This is a genomic window from Methylobacterium sp. Gmos1 (assembly GCF_053764715.1).
Map to the genome: position 1 here is coordinate 379,345 of NZ_JBSNCC010000001.1, position 20,271 is coordinate 399,615.

Consider the following 20,271-nt stretch of genomic DNA (forward strand, 5'->3'; position numbering starts at 1 on the left):
CGGTGCTCCTCATTCCGCCGCTTCGAGGGCCCGCCCGCGGGCGAGACCCGAGCACTCGGCGAGCACCCGCGAGGCGCGGGCGATCGGGTTGGTGAGATAGAAATCGGCGATCGCGGGCCGGAACGGCTCGCGGCCGGGCTCGCCCGACAGGCCGGCCAGGGTCGCCAGCGCGGCGACGCCGTCGCTCGGTGCGATCTGGTCGATGCCGGCGAAGTGCGGGTGCGCGGCGTAGAGCGCCTTGCGCAGCGTCGGCAGCGAGTCGAACGGCAGGCGGTGACCCAGCACGTCCGACAGGGCGCGCAGGATCGCCCAGTCCTCGCGGGCGTCGCCCGGCGGGAAGGCAGCCCGGTTGGCGAGCTGCACCCGGCCCTCGAGGTTGACGTAGGTCGCCGACTTCTCGGTGTAGGCCGCGCCCGGCAGGATCACGTCGGCGCGGTGGGCGCCCTTGTCGCCGTGCGTGCCCTGGTAGATCACGAAGGCGCCCGGACCGACCTCGACCTCGTCGGCGCCGAGGTTGAACAGCACGTCGAGGGCGCCTCCTTGCGCCATCTCGGCGAAGGTCAGACCGCCCTCCCCCGGCACGAATCCGAGATCGAGGGCGCCGACGCGGGCGGCGGCGTTCTGGAGCATGCCGAGCCCGCTCCAGCCCTCGGCCTTCGGCCCGAGACCCTGCACCATCTTGGCGACGGCGGCGAGGAGCGCCGCGCCATCCGGACGGGCCAGCGCCGCCTGGCCGACGATGACCAGCGGCCGCTCGGCGGCCTTGAAGCCTTCCGCGAAGCTGTGACGGCCCGCCGCCACCTCGGCCAGCGTCTCCGGCCCGGCCCCGAGATAGGTGTGGGGATAGGTGAGGTCGACGTCCTCGCCGATCACGCCGATCTGCATCGGCGACAGGCGCCAGCGCTTGCGGATGCGGGCGTTGAGGAGCGAGGCCTCGGTGCGCGGGTTGGCGCCGACGATCAGGATCGCGTCCGCCTGCTCGATGCCGGCGATGCCCGGCCCGAAGGTGTAGGAGGCCCGGCCCCAGGCCGGATCGATCATCGCGCCGTCCTGGCGGCAATCGAGATTCTGGACCTTGAGCGAGCCCATCAGGGTCTTGAGCGCGAAGATCTCCTCGACGCCCGCGAGGTCACCGACGATCGCGCCGACGCGCTTGGGGTCCGCGCCTTTGAGCTTGGCCGCGATGGCGCCGAACGCCTCGGCCCAGGAGGCGGGGCGCAGGCGACCGTTCTCGCGCAGGTACGGCCGGTCGAGGCGCTGGAGGCGCAGGCCGTCGACGACGTGACGGGTCTTGTCGGAGATCCACTCCTCGTTGATGTCCTCGTTCACCCGCGGCTCGATCTGCATCACCTCGCGGCCGCGGGTGTCGACGCGGATCGCCGAGCCGACCGCGTCCATCACGTCGACGGACTCGGTCTTGTTCAGCTCCCAGGGGCGGATGTTGTACGATTGCGGCTTGTGCACGAGCGCGCCGACCGGGCACAGGTCGGCGACGTTGCCCTGCAGCTCCGACTCCATCGCGCGCTCGAGGTAGGAGGTGATCTCCATGTCCTCGCCGCGGCCGATGGCGCCGAGATCCGGCACGCCGGCGACTTCTGCCAGGAAGCGGACGCAGCGGGTGCAGTGGATGCAGCGGTTCATCGCGGTCCGCACGAGCGGGCCGATATACTTCTCCTCGACGGCGCGCTTGTTCTCGCCGTAGCGGGTCGAGTCGACCCCGTAGGCCATCGCCTGGTCCTGCAGGTCGCAGTGGCCGCCCTGGTCGCAGATCGGGCAGTCGAGCGGGTGGTTGATGAGGAGGAACTCCATCACCCCCTCGCGGGCCTTCTTGGTTAGGGCCGACTTGGTCGACACCGCCGGCGGCTCGCCGTTCGGGCCCGGGCGGCAATCGCGCACGGCCCAGGCGCAGGAGGCGACGGGCTTGGGCGCGCCCTTCAGCTCGACCAGGCACATGCGGCAATTGCCGGCGATCGACAGCCGCTCGTGGAAGCAGAAGCGCGGGATCTCGGCGCCCGCGACCTCGCAGGCCTGGAGCAGGGTGTAGTCCGGCGGGACATCGACCTCGATGCCGTCGACGAGGATCTTGGTCATGCGGTCAACTCTCGGGCGAGGTCCGCGGCGCGCGCGTCTCCGCGCGCCAGGCCGGCGAACCGTGAAGGCGACACAAGGTGGGTGCTCAGCGACACGGGCTCACTCCGCCGCCATCGGCACCGGGGTTGGGTGCGGGTTGGCGGTGTAGCGGTCGATGCGCTTCTCGATCTCCGGGCGGAAGTGCCGGATCAGGCCCTGGATCGGCCAGGCCGCGGCGTCGCCGAGGGCGCAGATCGTGTGGCCCTCGATCTGCTTCGTCACGTCGAGCAGCATGTCGATCTCGCGCTTCTGCGCCCGGCCTTCGGCCATGCGCAGCATCACGCGCCACATCCAGCCGGTGCCCTCGCGGCACGGGGTGCACTGGCCGCAGGACTCGTGCTTGTAGAAGTACGCGATGCGGGCGATCGTCGCGACCATGTCGGTCGACTTGTCGAACACCATCACGGCGGCGGTGCCGAGACCCGACTTCAGGTTCTTCAGCGTGTCGAAGTCCATCGGCGCGTCGATGATCTCGGCGGCCGGCACCAGCGGCACCGAGGAGCCGCCGGGGATCGAGCAGAGCAGGTTGTCCCAGCCGCCGCGCATGCCGCCGCAATGCCGGTCGATCAGCTCGCGGAAGGTGATGCCGAGTTCTTCCTCGACGTTGCAGGGCTTGTTGACGTGGCCCGAGATGCAGAACAGCTTGGTGCCGGTATTGCCTGGCCGGCCGAGGCCCGCGAACCACGCGCCGCCGCGGCGCAGGATCGTGCCGGCCACCGCGATCGACTCGACGTTGTTCACCGTCGTCGGGCAGCCGTAGAGGCCCATATTGGCCGGGAACGGCGGCTTCAGCCGCGGCATCCCCTTCTTGCCCTCCAGGCTCTCGATCAGCGCCGTCTCCTCGCCGCAGATATAGGCGCCGGCGCCGTGGTGGACGTAGATGTCGAAGGGGTAGTCGTGGACGTTGCTCTCGCCGACGAGGCGGGCGGCGTAGGCTTCATCCACCGCGCGCTGGAGCGCGTGCTTCTCGGCGACGTACTCGCCGCGGATGTAGATGTAGCAGGCATGCGCGCCCATGGCGAAGCACGCCAGCATGCAGCCCTCGATCAGGAGATGCGGGTCGTGCCGCATGATCTCCCGGTCCTTGCAGGTGCCCGGCTCGGACTCGTCGGCATTGACCACGAGGTAGTGCGGCCGTCCGTCCGACTTCTTCGGCATGAAGGACCACTTCAGGCCGGTGGGGAAGCCGGCGCCGCCGCGGCCGCGCAGGCCCGATTTCTTCATCTCCTCGATGATCCAGTCCCGGCCCTGCTGGAGCAGGAACTTGGTGCCGTCCCACGCGCCGCGTTTCTTCGCGGCCTCGAGACCGGGGGAGTGGAGACCATAGAGGTTGGTGAAGATCCGATCCTGATCGGCGAGCATGGCGATCGTCCTACAGGCCTGCTGTGAAAGGGGACATCATATCGAATTATTTCGCCTTGGGGCCCGGCGGGCCCTTGTCGGCAGCCTTGTCCGCGTTGGTGATGCCGACGGGCTTGGCCTGCGATCCGTCGGTCTTCCCCGGTGCGGTCGCCGGCTCGGCGCCGGCCTCGGGCGTCGTACCCTTCGCCGCCGCCACCGGACGGCCCTCCTCGGGCTTGACCGGGGTCATGGTGTAGGAGCGCCCGCTCTGCGGCGCGCCGACGGTCTCGGGACCTGTGCGGGGCACCGCGACCGTGGTGCGGTCCGGCGTCACCTCGCCCTTGTCCGACTTCGGGTCGACCGCCCCTTGAGCCGGGGTCGCCGCCGCCTTGCTCTCCATCGGACGGCCGGCATCGGGACGGGCCGCCTTCGGGCTCTCGGCCGCGGAGGCCTCGGTGCGGGCCTTCTCGCCGGTCGTGTCGGCGCCCTGCTCCTTCAGGCCCTCCTCCTCGAAGCGCTTGCGCCAGGCGCCCACGCGCGAGCCGTCGAACAGGGTCTCGTCCTTGAGGGTCGTGACCGCGTCCTTCGGCTCCGAGGAGACGCGGCCGATCTGCGAGCCGGTCTTCACCGGGCGGCCGGCCGCGAGGTCGTCCATGAGCTTGCCGAGGAGCTCAGGCGTGAGATCCTCGTAGTAGTCGTGGTTGATCTGCGCCATCGGGGCGTTGCAGCACGCGCCCAGGCACTCGACCTCGAGCCAGGAGAAGTTGCCGTCCGGGCTGACATGGCCCGAGGGGCCGAGCCGCTCGTGCAGGTACTGCTTCAGCTCGCGGGCGCCGCAGACGTCGCAGGGCGCGGTGCCGCAGACCTGGATCCAGTAGCGGCCGACCGGCTCGAGGGCGAACATCGTGTAGAAGGTCGCGACCTCCAGCACGCGGATATGCGGCATGCCGAGCTGGTCGGCCACCGCCTCGATCGCGGCTCGAGGCAGCCAGCCGCCGTTCTGCTCCTGCGCCTTCCACAGGAGCGGGATCACCGCCGAGGCCTGGCGCCCCTCCGGGTACTTGGCGATCTGCCCCTTGGCCCATTCGGCGTTCTCAGCCGTGAACGCGAAGCTCTCGGGCTGCTCGGATACCGGGGCAAGTCTGCGGTTGGCCATGTCTCAAACGTCCATGTCTCATACGTCTCCGGCGGGTGCGGGCACGGGCGCGAACGCCGTTACCGGTCCACCTCGCCGAACACGATGTCGAGCGTGCCGAGGATGCACGACACGTCCGCCAGCAGGTGGCCGCGGCACATCCAGTCCATCGCCTGGAGGTGGGCGAAACCCGGAGCGCGGATCTTGCAGCGGTACGGCTTGTTGGTGCCGTCGGCGACGAGGTAGACGCCGAACTCGCCCTTGGGCGCCTCGACCGCGGCGTAGACCTCGCCGGCCGGGACGTGGAAGCCCTCGGTGTAGAGCTTGAAGTGGTGGATGAGCGCCTCCATCGAGCGCTTCATCTCGCGCCGCGGCGGCGGCGCGACCTTGCCGTCCTGCGTCGCGATCGGCCCCTGGCCGGCCGGCTCGCGCAGCTTGGCGATGCACTGCTTCATGATGCGCACCGACTGGCGCATCTCCTCCATGCGGATGACCTGGCGATCGTAGGTGTCGCCGTTCTTCCCCACGGGGACGTCGAACTCCATCTCGGCATAGGCCTCGTAGGGCTGCGACTTGCGCAGGTCCCACGGGATGCCGGAGCCGCGCACCATCACGCCCGAGAAGCCCCAGGCCAGCGCCTCCTCGACGGTGACGATGCCGATGTCGACGTTGCGCTGCTTGAAGATGCGGTTGCCCATCACGAGGTGGTCGAGGTCGTCGACCACCTGCGGGAAGGTCTCGCAGAACGCCTCGATGTCGTCGATCAGGCTCGGCGGCAGGTCCTGGTGGACGCCGCCCGGCCGGAAGTAGTTGGCGTGGAGCCGCGCACCCGACGCGCGCTCGTAGAAGATCATCAGCTTCTCGCGCTCCTCGAAGCCCCAGAGCGGGGGCGTGAGGGCGCCGACGTCCATCGCCTGCGTGGTGACGTTGAGGAGGTGCGACAGGAGCCGGCCGATCTCGCAGTAGAGCGTGCGGATCAGCTTGGCGCGGCGCGGCACCTCGACGCCGAGCATGCGCTCGATGGCGAGGCAGAAGGCGTGCTCCTGGTTCATCGGCGCGACGTAGTCGAGCCGGTCGAAGTACGGCGTGACCTGGAGGTAGGTCTTGACCTCGATCAGCTTCTCGGTGCCGCGGTGGAGGAGGCCGATATGCGGGTCGACCCGCTCGACCACCTCGCCGTCGAGCTCCAGCACGAGGCGCAGCACGCCGTGCGCCGCCGGGTGCTGCGGGCCGAAGTTGATCGAGAAGTTGCGGATGCTGTGCTCGCCCATGTCGGCTCAGCCTTTCGCCGGTGCCTTGTCGGCCTTCTCGTCGCCCGGCAGCACGTAGTCGGTGCCTTCCCAGGGCGAGAGGAAGTCGAAGTTGCGGAATTCCTGCGTCAGTCGCACGGGCTCGTAGACAACCCGGGCCTCGTCCTGGTCGTAGCGGACCTCGACGAAGCCGGTGAGCGGGAAGTCCTTGCGCAGCGGATGGCCCTCGAAGCCGTAATCGGTGAGCAGCCGGCGTAGGTCCGGATGACCCGAGAACAGGATTCCGTAGAGGTCGTAGGCCTCGCGCTCGTACCAGTTCGCCGCCGGGAAGACCGGAATCGCGGTCGGGACCGGGGTGCGCTCGTCGGTCTGCACCTTCACGCGGATGCGCCGGTTATGGCGCATCGACAGCAGGTGGTAGACGACGTCGAAGCGCTTGGCCCGGCCCGGGTAGTCGGCGCCGCAGATGTCGATGAAGGTCGAGAAGGCGCAAGCTGGATCGTCACGCAGGTGGGTGAGCACCCGCACGATCTCGGAGCCCTCGACGATGAGCGTCAGCTCGCCGAAGGTCAGCGCGCGATCGGTGATCGCTGCGCCCAGGGTCTCGGCGAGCCGGTCGGAGAGGGCGCGGAGCGCGTCGTCGCCGGCCTCGGTCTGGGTATGGGCGCGGATGGTGATGCCGTTGCTCATGGGCCAGCCTCAGCGCTCGATGGTGCCGGTGCGACGGATCTTCTTCTGCAGCAGCAGCACGCCGTAGAGCAGCGCCTCGGCGGTCGGCGGGCAGCCCGGAACGTAGATGTCGACCGGCACCACCCGGTCGCAGCCGCGCACCACCGAGTACGAGTAGTGGTAGTAGCCGCCGCCGTTGGCGCAGGAGCCCATCGAGATCACGTAGCGCGGCTCCGGCATCTGGTCGTAGACCTTGCGCAGCGCCGGCGCCATCTTGTTGGTCAGCGTGCCGGCGACGATCATCACGTCGGACTGGCGCGGCGAGCCGCGGGGCGCGAAGCCGAAGCGCTCGCAATCGTAGCGCGGCATCGACATCTGCATCATCTCGACGGCGCAGCAGGCCAGCCCGAAGGTCATCCACATCAGCGAGCCGGTGCGGGCCCAGGTGATGAGATCGTCGGCGGTGGTCAGCAGGAAGCCGCGATCGGCGAGCTCGTCGCTGATCGTCAGGAAGGTCGGGTCGTTGGCGCCGATCGGCTTGCCGGTGGCGGGATCGAGGATCCCCTTCGGCTGCGGCGCGATCGTCGGGGCGCGGACGGTGGTGAGGGACATGGCGGGGTCCGGTGCTTCTCGTCTCGGGGGCGGCTGCGACGGTCTAGGCTTCTAGTCCCACTCGAGGGCGCCCTTGCGCCACTCGTAGACGAAGCCGACGGTCAGCACGCCGAGGAAGACCATCATCGACCAGAAGCCGAACCAGCCGAGGTCCCCGAAGGTGATCGCCCATGGGAACAGGAAGGCCACTTCGAGATCGAAGATGATGAACAGGATGGCGACGAGGTAGAAGCGCACGTCGAACTTCATGCGCGCGTCGTCGAAGGCGTTGAACCCGCACTCGTAGGCCGAGAGCTTCTCTGGGTCCGGGCTGTTGTAGGCCACCAGGAAGGGGGCCACGAGGAGCGCCGCCGCGATGAAGAGGGACACGCCGATGAAGATCACCAGCGGCAGGTAATCCGACAGGAGGCCGTTCATCGAGCATCCTCAAGGGTAGGCGCGAGGCCTTGGGTGAGCGCGAGCCTTGGCGCGTGCCCGGGCAAAACCCGGCCGCCGGGGCCGTTCTCGGAACGGTTCCAAAGCCCGGAAGGTGCGCGAGGCTTAAACGAGCGGGTATTACGAAACAAGGGGCGTTCGCACCGCACAAACCGCGAACGTCTGCACGCAAGATAGGGGCTCATGCCTCACGCACAACGCCCGGAAGGGACCAGCGGGCGGGGAGGATCGTCGCAGGCCCCTGCCCTTCCGGGGTGTTTTGCGGGCTTTTCACCCGATCTCGCGCTGCGGCGGCGCTCGTTCAGCCGTCCGACAGGATCAGTGCCCAGAACCGCTTGTAGCGGCTGCCGGGCGCATCGACCCGGGCGATGCCGACCCGCTTGACCTGCGGCATCAGCATGTTCCGGTTGTGCTCGGGCGAGACCTGCCAGCGCTTCAGCACCTCGTCGAAGGTGGCCGATCCCGCGCTCAGGTTCTCGGCGGCGTAGCGACCGCCGAAGCCGGCGCGCTTGAGGCGCGCGTCGAAGGTGCCGCCGACCTCGTGCGAGAGCTGGCCGGCCCGCGCATTGGATTCGGCCTGGTAGGAGGCGGCGCGGATCAGCGAGGAATCGATCACCACCGGCCCGAGGCCGTGGCTCGCCCGGTAGCGCGAGATCGCCGCCGCCGCCGCCGCCTCGTCGAGGATCACCGGCGTGGTCGGCAGGTCGGGCGCGGGCAGGATCGCCGAGCCGCTGCACCCGGCGAGCACCAGCGCCGCGGCGCCGAGGGCACCGGCGAGAACGGTCGTCGCGAGGCCGCGCCGCGGCACGCCTGCCGTGGGATCAGCGGGAACCGTCGAACGGAACGGATGCGACATCGTCTCTCGAAGCCCTGGACACGCGGCGGCGCGCGAGGGCGCCACCTGTCGGGCGATTGTGGAGATTTTCGGGGCGGTCCCGTCGCATCACGCGGCCCGGAGCGTCGCGAGGAAGCGGTTCACCTCGGCCCCGATGCTGGCCGATTGCCGCGCCACCGTGCCGGCGGCGGCGAGCACCTGCCGGGCGGACTCGCCGGTCGCCTCCGCGTCGAGGGCGAGCCCCTCGATCGAGCCGCTCACATGGGCGGTGCCGGAGGCGGCCTGCGCCACGCCCGACACGATCGTCTGCGTGGCACCGACCTGCGCCTCGACCGCCGCGGCGACCCGGGTCGAGACGCCGCTGATCGCGCGGGCCTGGGCCGCGATCTCGCCCATCGCGCCGGCGGCCTGGCGCGTCGTGTCCTGGATCGCCGCGACCTGGGCGGCGATCTCCTGCGTCGCCCGGTCGGTCTGCCCGGCGAGCTGCTTGACCTCCGCGGCGACCACCGCGAAGCCGCGCCCCGCCTCCCCGGCTCGTGCGGCCTCGATCGTGGCGTTCAGCGCCAGCAGGTTCGTCTGCGAGGCGACGCCGGCGATCACCGAGACCACGTTGCCGATGCGGCCGGCCGCCTCGCTCAGGCTCTGCATCACCGCCGCCGTGCGGTCGGTCCCGGTCACCGCGTCCCGCGCCATCGCCGCCGCCTCGCGCACGTCCGCGCCGACCGCCGCGACCGAGCGGCCGAGTTCGTCGGCCGCCTCCGCGAGGCCGCCGGCCTCGCGGGACGCCCCCGCCGCCGAGGTGGCCGCCGTGCCGGCCCGCCCGGCCGCGGCGGCTGCGGTGCCGGACAGGACGCGCGCCGTCGCGTCGAGGTCCCGGGCTGCGGCATCGACCTGCGCCAGCACGTCCGCCACCTTGCTCTCGAATGTCTCGACCGACCGGCTCATCTGCGTGGCGCGGCGGGCCTGCGCCTCGCTGGCATCGCGCTCGGCCGCCAGCGTCTCGCGCTCCATGAGGACGATCCGGAAGCCGTCGATGGCGCGGGCGATGCCGCCGATCTCGTCGCGCCGCCCGGTGCCGGGCACCGCGAGGTCGTAGCGGCCCTGCGCGAGTGCCGCGGTGGTCCCGATCAGGCCTTCGAGCCCGCCGACGATGGAGCGCCAGCCGAGCACCCCGAGCACGCCGACGCCGACGAGGGCCGCGCCCGCGATGGCGCAGAGCCACAGGGCGTCGTGCCAGAACGCGGCCTCGATGTCGTCGATGTAGACGCCGGTGAAGATCGCGATCGCCCACGGCGCGAAGCCCTGGATGTAGCTCAGCTTCGGCTCGTGGGTGGTGCCGCCCGGGCGCGGGAAGACGTAGCGCAGGGTGCCGGGCGTGCCGGACCGGGCAATGTCGGTGATCGCCTTGACGAGGAGCATGCCGCTCGCGTCCTTCAGGCCGCTCATGTCCTTGCCGACCCATTCGGGCTTGGGCGGGACCACCAGGGCGGTGCCGGCGAAGTCGTAGACCGCGATGTAGTTGTCGCCCTCGAAGCGCATGTCGTTGGCGCGGCTGCGGAACGCCGCGAGCGCCGCCTCGCGGGTCATCGCGCCGGCCCTGACCTGCGCCTCGAGGCTCGTGGCGGCGGAAAGCGCCACGTCGGAGAGAGCACGCATCTTGGCGACCCGCTCGACGATCAGGCTATCGTAGTTGGCCCGCAGGGCGTAGGCCGCCACGGCACAGAAGCCGATCACCGCCGCCGCCATCATCACGGCGAACTTCCGGCTCACGCTCATGTGCGACCAGGATACCTTCGACGACCAAGACACCCGCGACCAAGACATCGTCGATCCCCACCTCATCCGGCGGGACCATAGGGCAGCGATGCTTGAGAGTGCCTTACCCCAACGTCAGATCGGCGGAAGAATATGGATCGAGTGGCGCGGGCGACGGGGCTCGAACCCGCGACCTCCGGCGTGACAGGCCGGCACTCTAACCAACTGAGCTACGCCCGCGCGGCGTGCTCGCATGAACCCTTCAGCCCTCGGGCTGACCTTCCCACGACGAGGGAAGTGGCGCGGACGACGGGGCTCGAACCCGCGACCTCCGGCGTGACAGGCCGGCACTCTAACCGACTGAGCTACGTCCGCACAGGGCGCTATGCACTACAGAAACGCCTTTTCCGTCGAGGGAAGTGGCGCGGACGACGGGGCTCGAACCCGCGACCTCCGGCGTGACAGGCCGGCACTCTAACCGACTGAGCTACGTCCGCCCGGCGTCTCGCAGTGCTGCGATGGCCGCGGTGTATGGGGAGCCCCCTACCCTGTCAAGCCGCCGGCTCAAGAAAGTCGGGAGGGGGTCGGCGAGGGGCCGGAGACCGGGCACTGCCGCCCCTCGCACGCGACCCGCCCGCGCGCGCGAGGTGCCGTAGACGCGAAGCCTTGCACACACGGAACCTTGCACTCGCGGCAAAGGCGCCTTAACGATGCCCGCATCCGGGCGGTTAGCTCAGTTGGTAGAGCATCTCGTTTACACCGAGAGGGTCGGCGGTTCGAGCCCGTCACCGCCCACCAGGATTTCCGCGGCGCGCGTCCTCCATCGGTACCGGTTGGTCGGCCGAACGACGACCGAGCGGCGCGACAGCCGAATGCCCGCTCACGGTCTCTTGACGGTCCCCCGTCGCCCCGGGCTCCGCTGCCGCGGCTCCGGGATGACGGGGAGAGCTGGCAAGTGCAGGCGGGATCCCGTGCAGGCGGAATCCCGAGGGCCGACCTCAGCGATACGCCGCCGCGATCCCCAGGAAGTCCTCCGCCTTCAGGCTCGCCCCGCCCACGAGCGCGCCGTCGACGTCGGCGACGCCCATCAGCTCGGCCGCGTTCGAGGGCTTCACCGAGCCGCCGTAGAGGATGCGCACCTTGGCGCCGTCCGCGCCGAGCCGGCCCTCCAGTTCCTTGCGGATCAGCGCGTGCACCTCGGCGACGTCGTCCACCGTCGGGGTGAGCCCGGTGCCGATCGCCCAGACCGGCTCGTAGGCGATCACGGTATCGGCGCTCGTCGCGCCGTCGGGCAGCGAGCCGGCGAGCTGGCCGCGCACGATCTCGAGCGTCCGCCCGGCCTCGCGCTCCTCGCGGGTCTCGCCGACGCAGATGATCGCCGTAAGCCCGGCCCGGCGGGCGGCGAGCGCCTTGGCGCGGATGTCGGCGTCGCTCTCGTGGTGGTAGGCCCGGCGCTCGGAATGGCCGACGATGGTGTAGGTGGCGCCGAGATCCGCCAGCATCTCGGCCGAGACGTTGCCCGTGTACGCCCCGCTCGCCTCGGCGTGCACGTCCTGCCCGCCGACCTGCACGGCCGAGCCCTTCAGTGCCGCAGCGATCGCGCCCACCAGGGTCGCGGGCGGGCAGACCAGTACGTCGATGCGGTGCTTGAGCCCGGCATCGAGGCCGTCGCGGACGGCCTCGGCCACCTTCAGCGAGGCCTGGAGGCCGTTCATCTTCCAGTTTCCCGCCACCAGCGGGCGCGGCCGTTCGGTCGTCATCGTCTCTCCCCGGATCGTCACCAAGCGTCGTCATCGACGACGCCGTCGTCGCCAAGCGTTGCCGGGTAACAGGTCCGTTGCCGGGCGGCAAACCGGCTCCGAGCCCCGGTCCTTGCCCCGCACTTTGCCTTGCGGCGCTTATGCGGTATCGCGGCCGGATCGGGCGCCCCCTCGCGGCAGGCGCCCCCATGGTTTCTTCGAGGATCGCGATGCTCCAGGGGTTCCGCGCCGCCAGCCAGAGCTGGCTCGGCAAGATCGTGGTGACGGTGGTGTTCGGCCTCCTGATCGCGGGCCTCGCCATCTTCGGCATCGGCGACATCTTCCGGGGCGGCGGCAGCAACGCGGTCGCCACCGTCGGCAGCACGCAGATTCCTGCCGAGGCCCTGCGCACCGCCTACCAGAACCAGCTCCAGCGCCTGTCGCGCCAGAGCCGCCGGCCGATCACCCCGGACCAGGCCCGGGCGCTCGGCCTCGACCGGCAGGTGCTGGCCCAGCTCATCACCGAGGCCTCCCTCGACCAGAAGACGAAGGACCTCGGGCTCCGCATCCCGGACGCCGCGGTGGTGCGGCTGATCCAGGAGGAGCCGGCCTTCAAGGGCCCGAACGGCACCTTCGACGTCAACACGTTTCGCGATACCCTGCGCCAGGCCGGCCTGACCGAGCAGGGCTTCGTGCAGGAGCAGCGCGCGGTCGCCGCCCGCCTCCAGCTCGCCGACGCGATCACCGCCGAGCTGCCGGTGCCGCTCGCCGCCCGCGAGGCGATCCACCGCTACACCGCCGAGCGCCGCGCGGCGTCCTACTTCACCCTGCCGGATGCGGCCGCGGGCGAGATCCCGGCCCCGACCGACGAGGAGGTGAACACCTTCTACACCGAGCGCAAGAGCGCCTTCCGGGCGCCCGAGACCCGCAGCGTGAACCTGCTCGTCCTCGACCCGGCGACGCTGGCAAAGACCGACGCCGTGACCGACGCGGAGGCCCGCGCCCGCTACGAATCCGAGAAGAGCCGCTTCGGCACTCCCGAGAAGCGCTCGATCCAGCAGATCGTGTTCCCGAACGACGCCGACGCGGCGGCCGCCCTCGCCCGCATCCGCAGCGGCGAGGCGACCTTCGACCAGGTCGCGACCGAGCGCGGCCTCGACGCCAAGGCGCTCGATCTCGGCACCTTCGCCCGGTCCGAGCTGTTCGATCCGGCGGTGGCGGATGCCGCCTTCGCGGCCGAGCCGAACGCGGTGAGCGAGCCGGTCAAGGGCCGCTTCGGCACGGTGCTCCTGCGGGTGACCGCGGTGCAGCCCGGCGCCCGCAAGCCCTTCGAGGAGGTGGCCGGCGAGGTGCGCCAGGAGATTGCCCTGGAGAAGGCCCGCGACGGCCTGGAGAAGGTCCACGACGCGATCGAGGACCAGCGCGCGGGCGCAAAGCCCCTCGCCGACATCGCCCGCGAGCAGGGTCTGTCCCTCGTCACCGTGCCCGCCGTCGACGCGCAAGGGCGCGACCCGCAGGGCAAGGCGGTCGAGGCGATCCCCGACAAGGACGCGACGCTCGCGGCGATCTTCCGCAGCGACATGGGCGCCGACAACGAGGCCCTGCGCACCCGCTCGGGCGGCTACGTCTGGTACGACGTGACGAAGATCGACCCGGCCCACGACAAGCCGCTGCCTGAGGTCCGCGACGCGGTGGTGGCGCAGTGGAAGGCCGACGAGGTCTCCCGGCGCCTGGCCGCCAAGGCCCGCGAGGCGACCGAGCGGCTCGACAAGGGCGAGGCGATCGAGGAGGTGGCGAAGTCCCTCGGCCAGGAGGCGAAGACCGCGACCGACATCGCCCGCGGCCGCGGCCGCGACGGCCTCTCGACCGAGAGCGTCGCCCGCCTGTTCGCGACGCCGGTGGGCAAGTCGGGCACCGCGTCCGGCGAGGCCACCGCCCGGGTTGTGTTCCGCGTGACGAGCGCCACGGTGCCGGCCTTCGTGCCGAGCGCGGCGAGCGCGGTGGCGGTGGAGCAGCAGTACCGCACGGCGCTCGCCGACGACGTGCTCGCCCAGTACATCGCCGACGTGCAGAGGCAGGCCGGCGTCTCGGTCAACGAGGGCGCGTTCCGTCGCGCCATCGGCGGCGAATACTGATGCTCGTCGCCCCCTCCCCGGAGGCCGCCGCGGCGGCCTATGCCGAGGACCGCCCGGTCCTCCTGCGCGCCACCCTGGTGGCCGATCTCGAGACCCCGGTCGCCGCCTTCCTGAAGCTGAAGGCGGGACGCGAGGGCGCAGCCTTCCTGCTCGAATCGGTCGAGGGCGGCGCCGTGCGCGGCCGCTACTCGATGATCGGGCTCGATCCCGACCTGATCTGGCGCTGCGCCGGGGGCCGGGCCGAGCGCGCCAGCGCGCCCAACCTCGCCGCCTTCGCGCCCGAGGAGGCTGCGCCCCTCGACAGCCTGCGGGCGCTGATCGCCGAGAGCGCGATCCCCGCCGAACCCGGCCTGCCCCCGATGGCGGCGGGCCTGTTCGGTTATCTCGGCTACGACATGGTGCGCGAGATGGAGCGGCTCGACGCGCCCCATCCCGACCCGATCGGGGTGCCGGACGCGATTCTGGTCCGCCCGACCGTGATGGTGATCTTCGACGCCGTGCGCGACGAGATCGCCCTCGTGGCGCCGATCCGCCCCCTCCCCGGCCTCTCGGCGAAGGCGGCCTACGAGGCGGCGATGGCGCGGCTGGAGCGCGCCGCCGACGCGCTGGAGGGCCCGCTGCCGGTCGAGGCGCGGCAGAACCCGACCGAGATCCCCGCGCCGTCCGCGGTCTCGAACGTCGCCCCCGACGATTTCTTGAGCATGGTGGCGCGCGCCAAGGAGTACATCGCCGCCGGCGACATCTTCCAGGTGGTGCTGTCGCAGCGCTTCGAGGCGCCGTTCACGCTACCGCCGCTCGCGCTCTACCGCTCGCTGCGACGGGTCAACCCGGCACCGTTCCTGTGCTACCTCGATTTCGGCGATTTCCAGATCGTCTGCTCGTCGCCCGAGATCCTGGTCCGGGTGCGCGACGGCGCGGTGACCATCCGCCCGATCGCCGGCACCCGCCGCCGCGGCGCGACGCCGGAGGAGGATCGCGCGCTCGCCGACGAGCTGCTCGCCGACCCCAAGGAGCGCTCCGAGCACCTGATGCTGCTCGACCTCGGCCGCAACGACGTCGGCCGCGTCGCGGAGATCGGCAGCGTGCGGGTGACGGATTCGTTCTTCCTCGAATTCTACAGCCAGGTCATGCACATCGTGTCGAACGTCGAGGGCCGCCTCGACGCGCGCCACGACGCCCTCTCGGCACTGGCCGCGGGCTTTCCCGCCGGCACGGTCTCGGGCGCGCCCAAGGTGCGGGCGATGCAGATCATCGACGAGCTGGAGCGCGAGAAGCGCGGGCCCTACGGCGGCTGCATCGGCTATTTCGGCGCCGACGGCCAGATGGACACCTGCATCGTGCTGCGCACCGCCATCGTTAAGGACGGGCGGATGCACGTCCAGGCGGGTGCGGGCATCGTGCACGATTCCGATCCGGCCTCCGAGCAGCAGGAATGCGTGAACAAGGCCAAGGCGTTGTTCCGGGCGGCGGAGGAGGCGGTGCGGTTCGCCGCGCAGGCGCGGCGGGGGCAGTAGGCGTGGTAACTCGACGTTCGACTACGAGTGCGAAGGGTCTCTAAACCTCTCGCGATAATTCGATAGACGAACCTGGCTCGCCCATTCTGGAGGTGGGCTCCTACCGGTGCCTGTGTGATTTGTGAGGACGGTGGCCGAGAGACCCGTCTTTATCCCATCCATGACCTCATCCTGATGTCTTGGGTGGGACGAAATTTGCCGATCAGCCAAACTGGATTTCAGCGCGATCGGTAGTGCGCTCACTTGTACCGACGCTTGCCGGAGCGGCACTTCGCATCCGCACTTCAACACCCGCACGGGCTGGCTGCAATCGAAATCCCGGATCAGATCGCTGCTCCTGCAGCTCCGGTTACACCTATAGATGTCGCCGCTCCCGTGGCCCCGGTTGCGCCCACATTCTGCTCTGCTCCTCTGGTCCCCTCTGCTCCCGTGGCCCCTGTTGCTCCGGTAGGCCCCTCCGATCCTCGCGGCCCTGCCGGCACAACATCCGTCCTATTCTCTGGAACACCCAAGTTTTTGCCGGCAACTGTGGCCCGCGTTCCGAAATAGAAACTGACGGCAGAAGTCATTAGTGTGCCTATCAGAACGATCAACTGCTTTCCGACATCGTTCCTTTCCGTCGAAAGTGAGTCTCGGACAAATATGGTGTAAACGCCCTTCCCGTTGTCCTCCCATCCAGCAAATGCTGTACCGAGCTTGGCGACCTGACTATCCCGGTCGCCAGCGTTCGATACGGATAGTTTTCTTAATCCAGCATCTCCCATAGTAGTAAGAACAAAAACAGAAAGTATTGCAAATAATACTATCAATGAAAGTGCTATAACGGCCTGGATAGATCCAGGCGGTAGCCCGAGAGCCTGTTTTTTATCGTCAAGATTAACTCTTACGAAAACATATGAAATCCCAGATAAACATAGGAGCAGTGATACAATACCGAGAATCGATATCATAGGAAGTATGACAGAATGCGACGCATCTTTGAGAGAGAAAATCAATAGACCAAAAATAACTGTAACAATTATGATGCCGATTAAAAATAAAATTATTTCCTTAAATTGACTTATTATACCTGCAGATTTATTGATGCTTGGCGTACTGCTTGGCATTCTTCTCTCCTGATGATTTTTTGATTCATGCAGGCAAGTTAGATCTCGGGGCTCGTATTTGCAGAGCCCGCGCATGTGCACAATGGATGAACTAAACTATCAATTCAAGTCGCGCTCATGGCGATCGAAAGATTTCTGCACGCTGCAAGTGCATGTCAAAAAAATATTATATTTTTTATATCAAAATAAAATTGGATATAATTTTTTGTATAGACTGTTTTTGTTTGTGTCTCTTAACTAAAATCGGTAATTATATTTTAAATAATATAATATTAAATTAATAAAATTCAACTTTATATTTGAATCATACCATCTCAGCATGTCACTTGGCCATAGATATTTGAGTAGCAACCGGGAAAAGCGCGAAGATCTTGATGGGATCACCGCGCTTGGATTTTATCCGCGCAAGCCTACTCCGCCGGCGCCGGCCGCTGCCCCCCCTCGTGCCCCGGCGGCTCGTCCACCGCTCCCACGAACCGCCCGAGCAGCCGCCCCATCAGCCGCGACAGGTCGTCCATCAGGAGGAAGATCGCCGGCACGAAGACCAGCGACAGCAGGGTCGAGACGATCAGGCCCGAGATCACCGCGATCGCCATCGGCGAGCGGAATTCGCCGCCGATGCCGAAGGCCATCGCGCTCGGCACCATGCCGGCCGCCATGGCGATCGTCGTCATCACGATCGGGCGGGCGCGCTTGGCGCCGGCCTGGGTGATGGCGGTGACGCGGTCGACGCCGCGGGCCATCTCCTCGACGGCGAAATCGACCAGCATGATGGCGTTCTTGGTCACCACGCCCATCAGCATCAGGATGCCGATCACCACCGGCATCGAGATCGGCCGGTTGAAGATCAGGAGCCCGAGGATCGCGCCGCCGATCGACAGCGGCAGCGAGAACAGGATGGTCAGCGGCTGGAAGAACGAGCCGAACAGCAGGATCAGCACGCCGAGCACCATCATCAGGCCGGCGCCCATCGCCATCGCGAAGCCCTCGAACACCTCGCCCATCACCTCGGCGTCGCCGGTCTGGCGCAAGGACACCCCGGGCGGCAGGTTGCTGGCGGTGGGGGTGCTCATCGCGAGCTTGATCTGCTCGCCCAGCGCGTCCGAGCCCTGCATGTTGGCCTCGAGCGCCACGCGTACCGCCCGGTCGTAGCGGTCGATCGCGGTCGGCCCGCGGCCGAGGCTGATGTCGGCCACCGCCGAGAGCGGCACCGAGGCGCCGTTCTTGGCCGGCACCTTCAGGCTCTCCAGCGCCGAGAGGTCGCCGCGCAGGGCCATCGGCAGCTGCACCCGGATCGGGATCTGCCGGTCGGTGGCGTTGAACTTGGCGAGGTTCTGGCCGATGTCGCCGATCGTGCCGACGCGCACCGTCTCGGCGATGGTGTCGGTCGAGACGCCGAGATCGGCGGCCACGCCCGCCTTCGGACGGATGCGCACCTCGGTCCGGTCGAGCGGCGCGGTCGACATCACGTTGACGAGGTTCGGCAGGGCCGCGACCTCGCGCTGCATCCGCTCCGCCACCTCGGTCACCTGAGCGGTGTCGCCGCCGGCGACGATGAGGGTGAAGTCGCGCTGGCCGCCCTCGCGCAGCGACCAGTAGCGCACGTCCGGCTCGTCGCGCATCAGGTCCATGATCGCCGCTTCCACGTCGGCCTGCTTGCGCACCCGGGCGTTCTTCGGCGTCAGGTTGATGGTGAGGGTGGCGAGCCGCACCTCCTTCTTGCCCGGCAGCTGCCGGCCGCCGTCGACGAAGACGGAACGGACCTCCGGCAGGGTGCGGATGCGCTGCGCGACCCGGTCGGTGACGGCGATCGTATCCTCGAGCCGCGCGCCCGGGGGTAGCTCGACGACCATCAGGGTGCGGGCCGCGTCCTCCTTGGGCAGGAAGCCGGCCGGCAGCAGGCTCGTCGACATGATCGAGGCGGCGAACAGCGCGAGGCCGACCACGAGCGTCACGTATTTGTGCCGCACCGACCACAGCACGACCCGGTTGTAGGTCCGCATCACCGGACCTTCGCGCTCCTCGTGGTGGCCGTGGTCGCGCAGGAAGTAGGCCGCCATCATCGGGGTGATGAGGCGCGCGACCAGCAGCGACATGAACACCGCCGCCGCGATGGTGAGGCCGAACTGCTTGAAGTACTGGCCCGCGATGCCGCCCATGAACGAGACCGGGGCGAAGATCGCGATCAGCGTCGCGGTGATGGCGATGACCGCGAGCCCGATCTCGTCGGCGCCCTCGATCGCTGCGCGGTAGGCCGACTTGCCGAGCCGGACGTGCCGGACGATGTTCTCGATCTCCACGATCGCGTCGTCGACCAGGATGCCGGTGACGAGGGTGATGGCAAGCAGGCTCACCGCGTTGAGCGAGAAGCCCATCGCGCTCATCGCCCAGAAGGTCGGGAAGACCGAGAGCGGCAGCGCCACCGCGGCGATCAGCGTCGCGCGCCAGTCGCGCAGGAACAGGAACACCACCAGCACCGCGAGCGCCGCACCCTCCATCAGGCTGTGCATCGCGGATTCGTAGTTGCCGATGGTGTTGGTGACCGAGGAATCGATCCGGTCGAAGCGCACGCCCGGGTATTCCTTGGCGAACTGCTCGATCCGCTTCGCCACCACCTCGCCGACCGAGGCGTCGCTGGCGCCGCTCGCCCGCGAGATCGCGAAGGCGACGACCGGCTCGCCGTTGAGGCGCGCGAAGGTGCGCGGCTCCTCGGCGCCGTCGTTCAGGGTCGCGAGGTCGTCGAGGCGGACCTTGCGCCCGCCCGGCAGCACGATCGAGGTCGCCGCCAGCGTCTCCAGGGTCGAGGAGGCGGCGAGCGTCCGGATCGACTGCTCCTGGCCGCCGACCTCGGCCCGGCCCCCGGCCATGTCGGCGGAGGTCAGGCGCAACTGCCGGTTGACGTCGGCGGCGGTGATGCCGAGCGCGAGCAGGCGGTCGGGCTTGAGGGTCACCCGCACCTCGCGCGCGACGCCGCCCAAGCGCTCGACGCCGCCGACGCCGCGCAGGCCCTGGATCTGGCGCGCGACCACGTCGTCGACGAACCACGACAGATCCTCGGGCGTCATCGCGGGGGCCGACGCGCCGTAGACCATGATCGGCAGGCCGGCGATCTCGACCCGGGTGATGATCGGCTCGTCGATCGTCCGAGGCAGGTTCATCCGGATCTTGGCGATCGCGTCCTTGACGTCGTTGACGGCGCGGTCGGTGTTGACCTCGAGGCGGAACTCGATCGTCGTAGCCGACGTGCCCTCGGTGATCGCCGAGGTGATGTGCTTGACGCCCTTCACGCCTGCGACCGCGTCCTCGACCCACTTGGTGACCTGGGTCTGCAACTCGCTCGGCGCGGCGCCGGCCTGCGTCACCGTCACCGAGACGATCGGCACGTCGATGTTGGGGAAGCGGGTGATCGGCAGACTGCGGAAGCTCACGAGGCCGAGCAGCCCGAGCACCAGGAAGAGCACGATAGAGGGGATCGGCTTGCGGATCGCCCAGGCGGAGACGTTCAGGCGCATCGTTCGGGACCGCTAGAGCATTTTCCGACGAAGTGGATACCGGTTCGTCGGAGAAAATGCGGCAAAACAAGAACTTAGAGCACTTCACGATTGCAGCGCGATC

At 68.8% G+C, this 20,271-nt stretch carries 14 protein-coding genes and 4 tRNA genes; 3 read left to right on the forward strand and 15 right to left on the reverse strand.

Annotation, left to right across the window (positions count from 1 at the left end):
• Window positions 1-9: 9 nt before the first annotated feature.
• The 12 genes from nuoG to ACS5PV_RS01775 all read right to left on the reverse strand — a co-directional run bounded on the left by nuoG (window position 10) and on the right by ACS5PV_RS01775 (window position 10,659).
• On the reverse strand, window positions 10-2,091 hold the full coding sequence (nuoG, locus tag ACS5PV_RS01720; RefSeq protein WP_455393651.1) for an NADH-quinone oxidoreductase subunit NuoG: 2,082 nt from the start codon (window positions 2,089-2,091) through the stop codon (window positions 10-12).
• Window positions 2,092-2,190: 99 nt separating this feature from the next.
• On the reverse strand, window positions 2,191-3,492 hold the full coding sequence (gene nuoF, locus ACS5PV_RS01725; protein ID WP_099905378.1) for an NADH-quinone oxidoreductase subunit NuoF: 1,302 nt from the start codon (window positions 3,490-3,492) through the stop codon (window positions 2,191-2,193).
• 46 nt (window positions 3,493-3,538) lie between these two features.
• Window positions 3,539-4,627 carry an NADH-quinone oxidoreductase subunit NuoE gene (gene nuoE / locus ACS5PV_RS01730; protein ID WP_455393652.1) on the reverse strand — a complete coding sequence of 363 codons (1,089 nt, stop codon included), beginning with the start codon at window positions 4,625-4,627 and terminating at the stop codon, window positions 3,539-3,541.
• Window positions 4,628-4,686: 59 nt separating this feature from the next.
• Window positions 4,687-5,877 carry an NADH-quinone oxidoreductase subunit D gene (locus ACS5PV_RS01735; RefSeq protein ID WP_455393653.1) on the reverse strand — a complete coding sequence of 397 codons (1,191 nt, stop codon included), beginning with the start codon at window positions 5,875-5,877 and terminating at the stop codon, window positions 4,687-4,689.
• A 6-nt stretch (window positions 5,878-5,883) separates the two neighbouring features.
• Complete coding sequence (locus ACS5PV_RS01740) at window positions 5,884-6,546, reverse strand: NADH-quinone oxidoreductase subunit C (protein WP_455393654.1); 663 nt, start codon at window positions 6,544-6,546, stop codon at window positions 5,884-5,886.
• A 9-nt stretch (window positions 6,547-6,555) separates the two neighbouring features.
• Window positions 6,556-7,137, reverse strand: a complete 582-nt coding sequence (locus ACS5PV_RS01745; protein ID WP_455393655.1) for a NuoB/complex I 20 kDa subunit family protein — start codon at window positions 7,135-7,137, stop codon at window positions 6,556-6,558.
• Between the two features lie 51 nt (window positions 7,138-7,188).
• On the reverse strand, window positions 7,189-7,554 hold the full coding sequence (locus tag ACS5PV_RS01750) for an NADH-quinone oxidoreductase subunit A (RefSeq protein WP_048431993.1): 366 nt from the start codon (window positions 7,552-7,554) through the stop codon (window positions 7,189-7,191).
• 319 nt (window positions 7,555-7,873) lie between these two features.
• Window positions 7,874-8,428 (reverse strand): CAP domain-containing protein, encoded by a 555-nt coding sequence (locus ACS5PV_RS01755; RefSeq protein WP_455393656.1) that lies wholly within the window; start codon window positions 8,426-8,428, stop codon window positions 7,874-7,876.
• 87 nt (window positions 8,429-8,515) lie between these two features.
• On the reverse strand, window positions 8,516-10,183 hold the full coding sequence (locus ACS5PV_RS01760; RefSeq protein ID WP_455393657.1) for a methyl-accepting chemotaxis protein: 1,668 nt from the start codon (window positions 10,181-10,183) through the stop codon (window positions 8,516-8,518).
• Window positions 10,184-10,325: 142 nt separating this feature from the next.
• A tRNA-Asp gene (locus ACS5PV_RS01765) sits at window positions 10,326-10,402 on the reverse strand.
• Window positions 10,403-10,460: 58 nt separating this feature from the next.
• A tRNA-Asp gene (locus ACS5PV_RS01770) sits at window positions 10,461-10,537 on the reverse strand.
• A gap of 45 nt (window positions 10,538-10,582) precedes the next feature.
• Window positions 10,583-10,659 (reverse strand) — tRNA-Asp (locus tag ACS5PV_RS01775).
• 225 nt (window positions 10,660-10,884) lie between these two features.
• On the opposite strand from ACS5PV_RS01775, the gene ACS5PV_RS01780 reads away from it, so the two are divergent.
• A tRNA-Val gene (locus tag ACS5PV_RS01780) sits at window positions 10,885-10,960 on the forward strand.
• 200 nt (window positions 10,961-11,160) lie between these two features.
• Here the strand turns inward: ACS5PV_RS01780 and tpiA are convergent.
• Window positions 11,161-11,922 carry a triose-phosphate isomerase gene (tpiA, locus tag ACS5PV_RS01785; protein ID WP_455393658.1) on the reverse strand — a complete coding sequence of 254 codons (762 nt, stop codon included), beginning with the start codon at window positions 11,920-11,922 and terminating at the stop codon, window positions 11,161-11,163.
• A gap of 209 nt (window positions 11,923-12,131) precedes the next feature.
• On the opposite strand from tpiA, the gene ACS5PV_RS01790 reads away from it, so the two are divergent.
• Complete coding sequence (locus ACS5PV_RS01790) at window positions 12,132-14,036, forward strand: SurA N-terminal domain-containing protein (RefSeq protein WP_455393659.1); 1,905 nt, start codon at window positions 12,132-12,134, stop codon at window positions 14,034-14,036.
• A complete protein-coding gene (gene trpE, locus ACS5PV_RS01795) occupies window positions 14,036-15,550 on the forward strand; it encodes an anthranilate synthase component I (RefSeq protein ID WP_455393660.1) in 1,515 nt (504 codons plus the stop codon). Before ACS5PV_RS01790 ends, trpE begins: the two co-directional genes overlap by 1 nt.
• A gap of 323 nt (window positions 15,551-15,873) precedes the next feature.
• Here the strand turns inward: trpE and ACS5PV_RS01800 are convergent, their stop codons facing one another.
• Window positions 15,874-16,656, reverse strand: coding sequence for a hypothetical protein (locus ACS5PV_RS01800; protein WP_455393661.1), 783 nt, complete (start codon window positions 16,654-16,656; stop codon window positions 15,874-15,876).
• 410 nt (window positions 16,657-17,066) lie between these two features.
• Window positions 17,067-20,168: an efflux RND transporter permease subunit gene (locus ACS5PV_RS01805; protein ID WP_455393662.1), complete on the reverse strand. Its 3,102-nt coding sequence runs from the start codon at window positions 20,166-20,168 to the stop codon at window positions 17,067-17,069.
• Between the last annotated feature and the right edge of the window lie 103 nt (window positions 20,169-20,271).

Excerpts from the sequence above, each read along its gene's own strand:
- nuoG (WP_455393651.1), bottom strand. The coding sequence starts at position 2,091 with ATGACCAAGATCCTCGTCGACGGCATCGAGGTCGATGTCCCGCCGGAC.
- nuoF (WP_099905378.1), bottom strand. The coding sequence starts at position 3,492 with ATGCTCGCCGATCAGGATCGGATCTTCACCAACCTCTATGGTCTCCAC.
- nuoE (WP_455393652.1), bottom strand. The coding sequence starts at position 4,627 with ATGGCCAACCGCAGACTTGCCCCGGTATCCGAGCAGCCCGAGAGCTTC.
- ACS5PV_RS01735 (WP_455393653.1), bottom strand. The coding sequence starts at position 5,877 with ATGGGCGAGCACAGCATCCGCAACTTCTCGATCAACTTCGGCCCGCAG.
- ACS5PV_RS01740 (WP_455393654.1), bottom strand. The coding sequence starts at position 6,546 with ATGAGCAACGGCATCACCATCCGCGCCCATACCCAGACCGAGGCCGGC.
- ACS5PV_RS01745 (WP_455393655.1), bottom strand. The coding sequence starts at position 7,137 with ATGTCCCTCACCACCGTCCGCGCCCCGACGATCGCGCCGCAGCCGAAG.
- ACS5PV_RS01750 (WP_048431993.1), bottom strand. The coding sequence starts at position 7,554 with ATGAACGGCCTCCTGTCGGATTACCTGCCGCTGGTGATCTTCATCGGC.
- ACS5PV_RS01755 (WP_455393656.1), bottom strand. The coding sequence starts at position 8,428 with ATGTCGCATCCGTTCCGTTCGACGGTTCCCGCTGATCCCACGGCAGGC.
- ACS5PV_RS01760 (WP_455393657.1), bottom strand. The coding sequence starts at position 10,183 with ATGAGCGTGAGCCGGAAGTTCGCCGTGATGATGGCGGCGGCGGTGATC.
- tpiA (WP_455393658.1), bottom strand. The coding sequence starts at position 11,922 with ATGACGACCGAACGGCCGCGCCCGCTGGTGGCGGGAAACTGGAAGATG.
- ACS5PV_RS01790 (WP_455393659.1), top strand. The coding sequence starts at position 12,132 with ATGCTCCAGGGGTTCCGCGCCGCCAGCCAGAGCTGGCTCGGCAAGATC.
- trpE (WP_455393660.1), top strand. The coding sequence starts at position 14,036 with ATGCTCGTCGCCCCCTCCCCGGAGGCCGCCGCGGCGGCCTATGCCGAG.
- ACS5PV_RS01800 (WP_455393661.1), bottom strand. The coding sequence starts at position 16,656 with ATGCCAAGCAGTACGCCAAGCATCAATAAATCTGCAGGTATAATAAGT.
- ACS5PV_RS01805 (WP_455393662.1), bottom strand. The coding sequence starts at position 20,168 with ATGCGCCTGAACGTCTCCGCCTGGGCGATCCGCAAGCCGATCCCCTCT.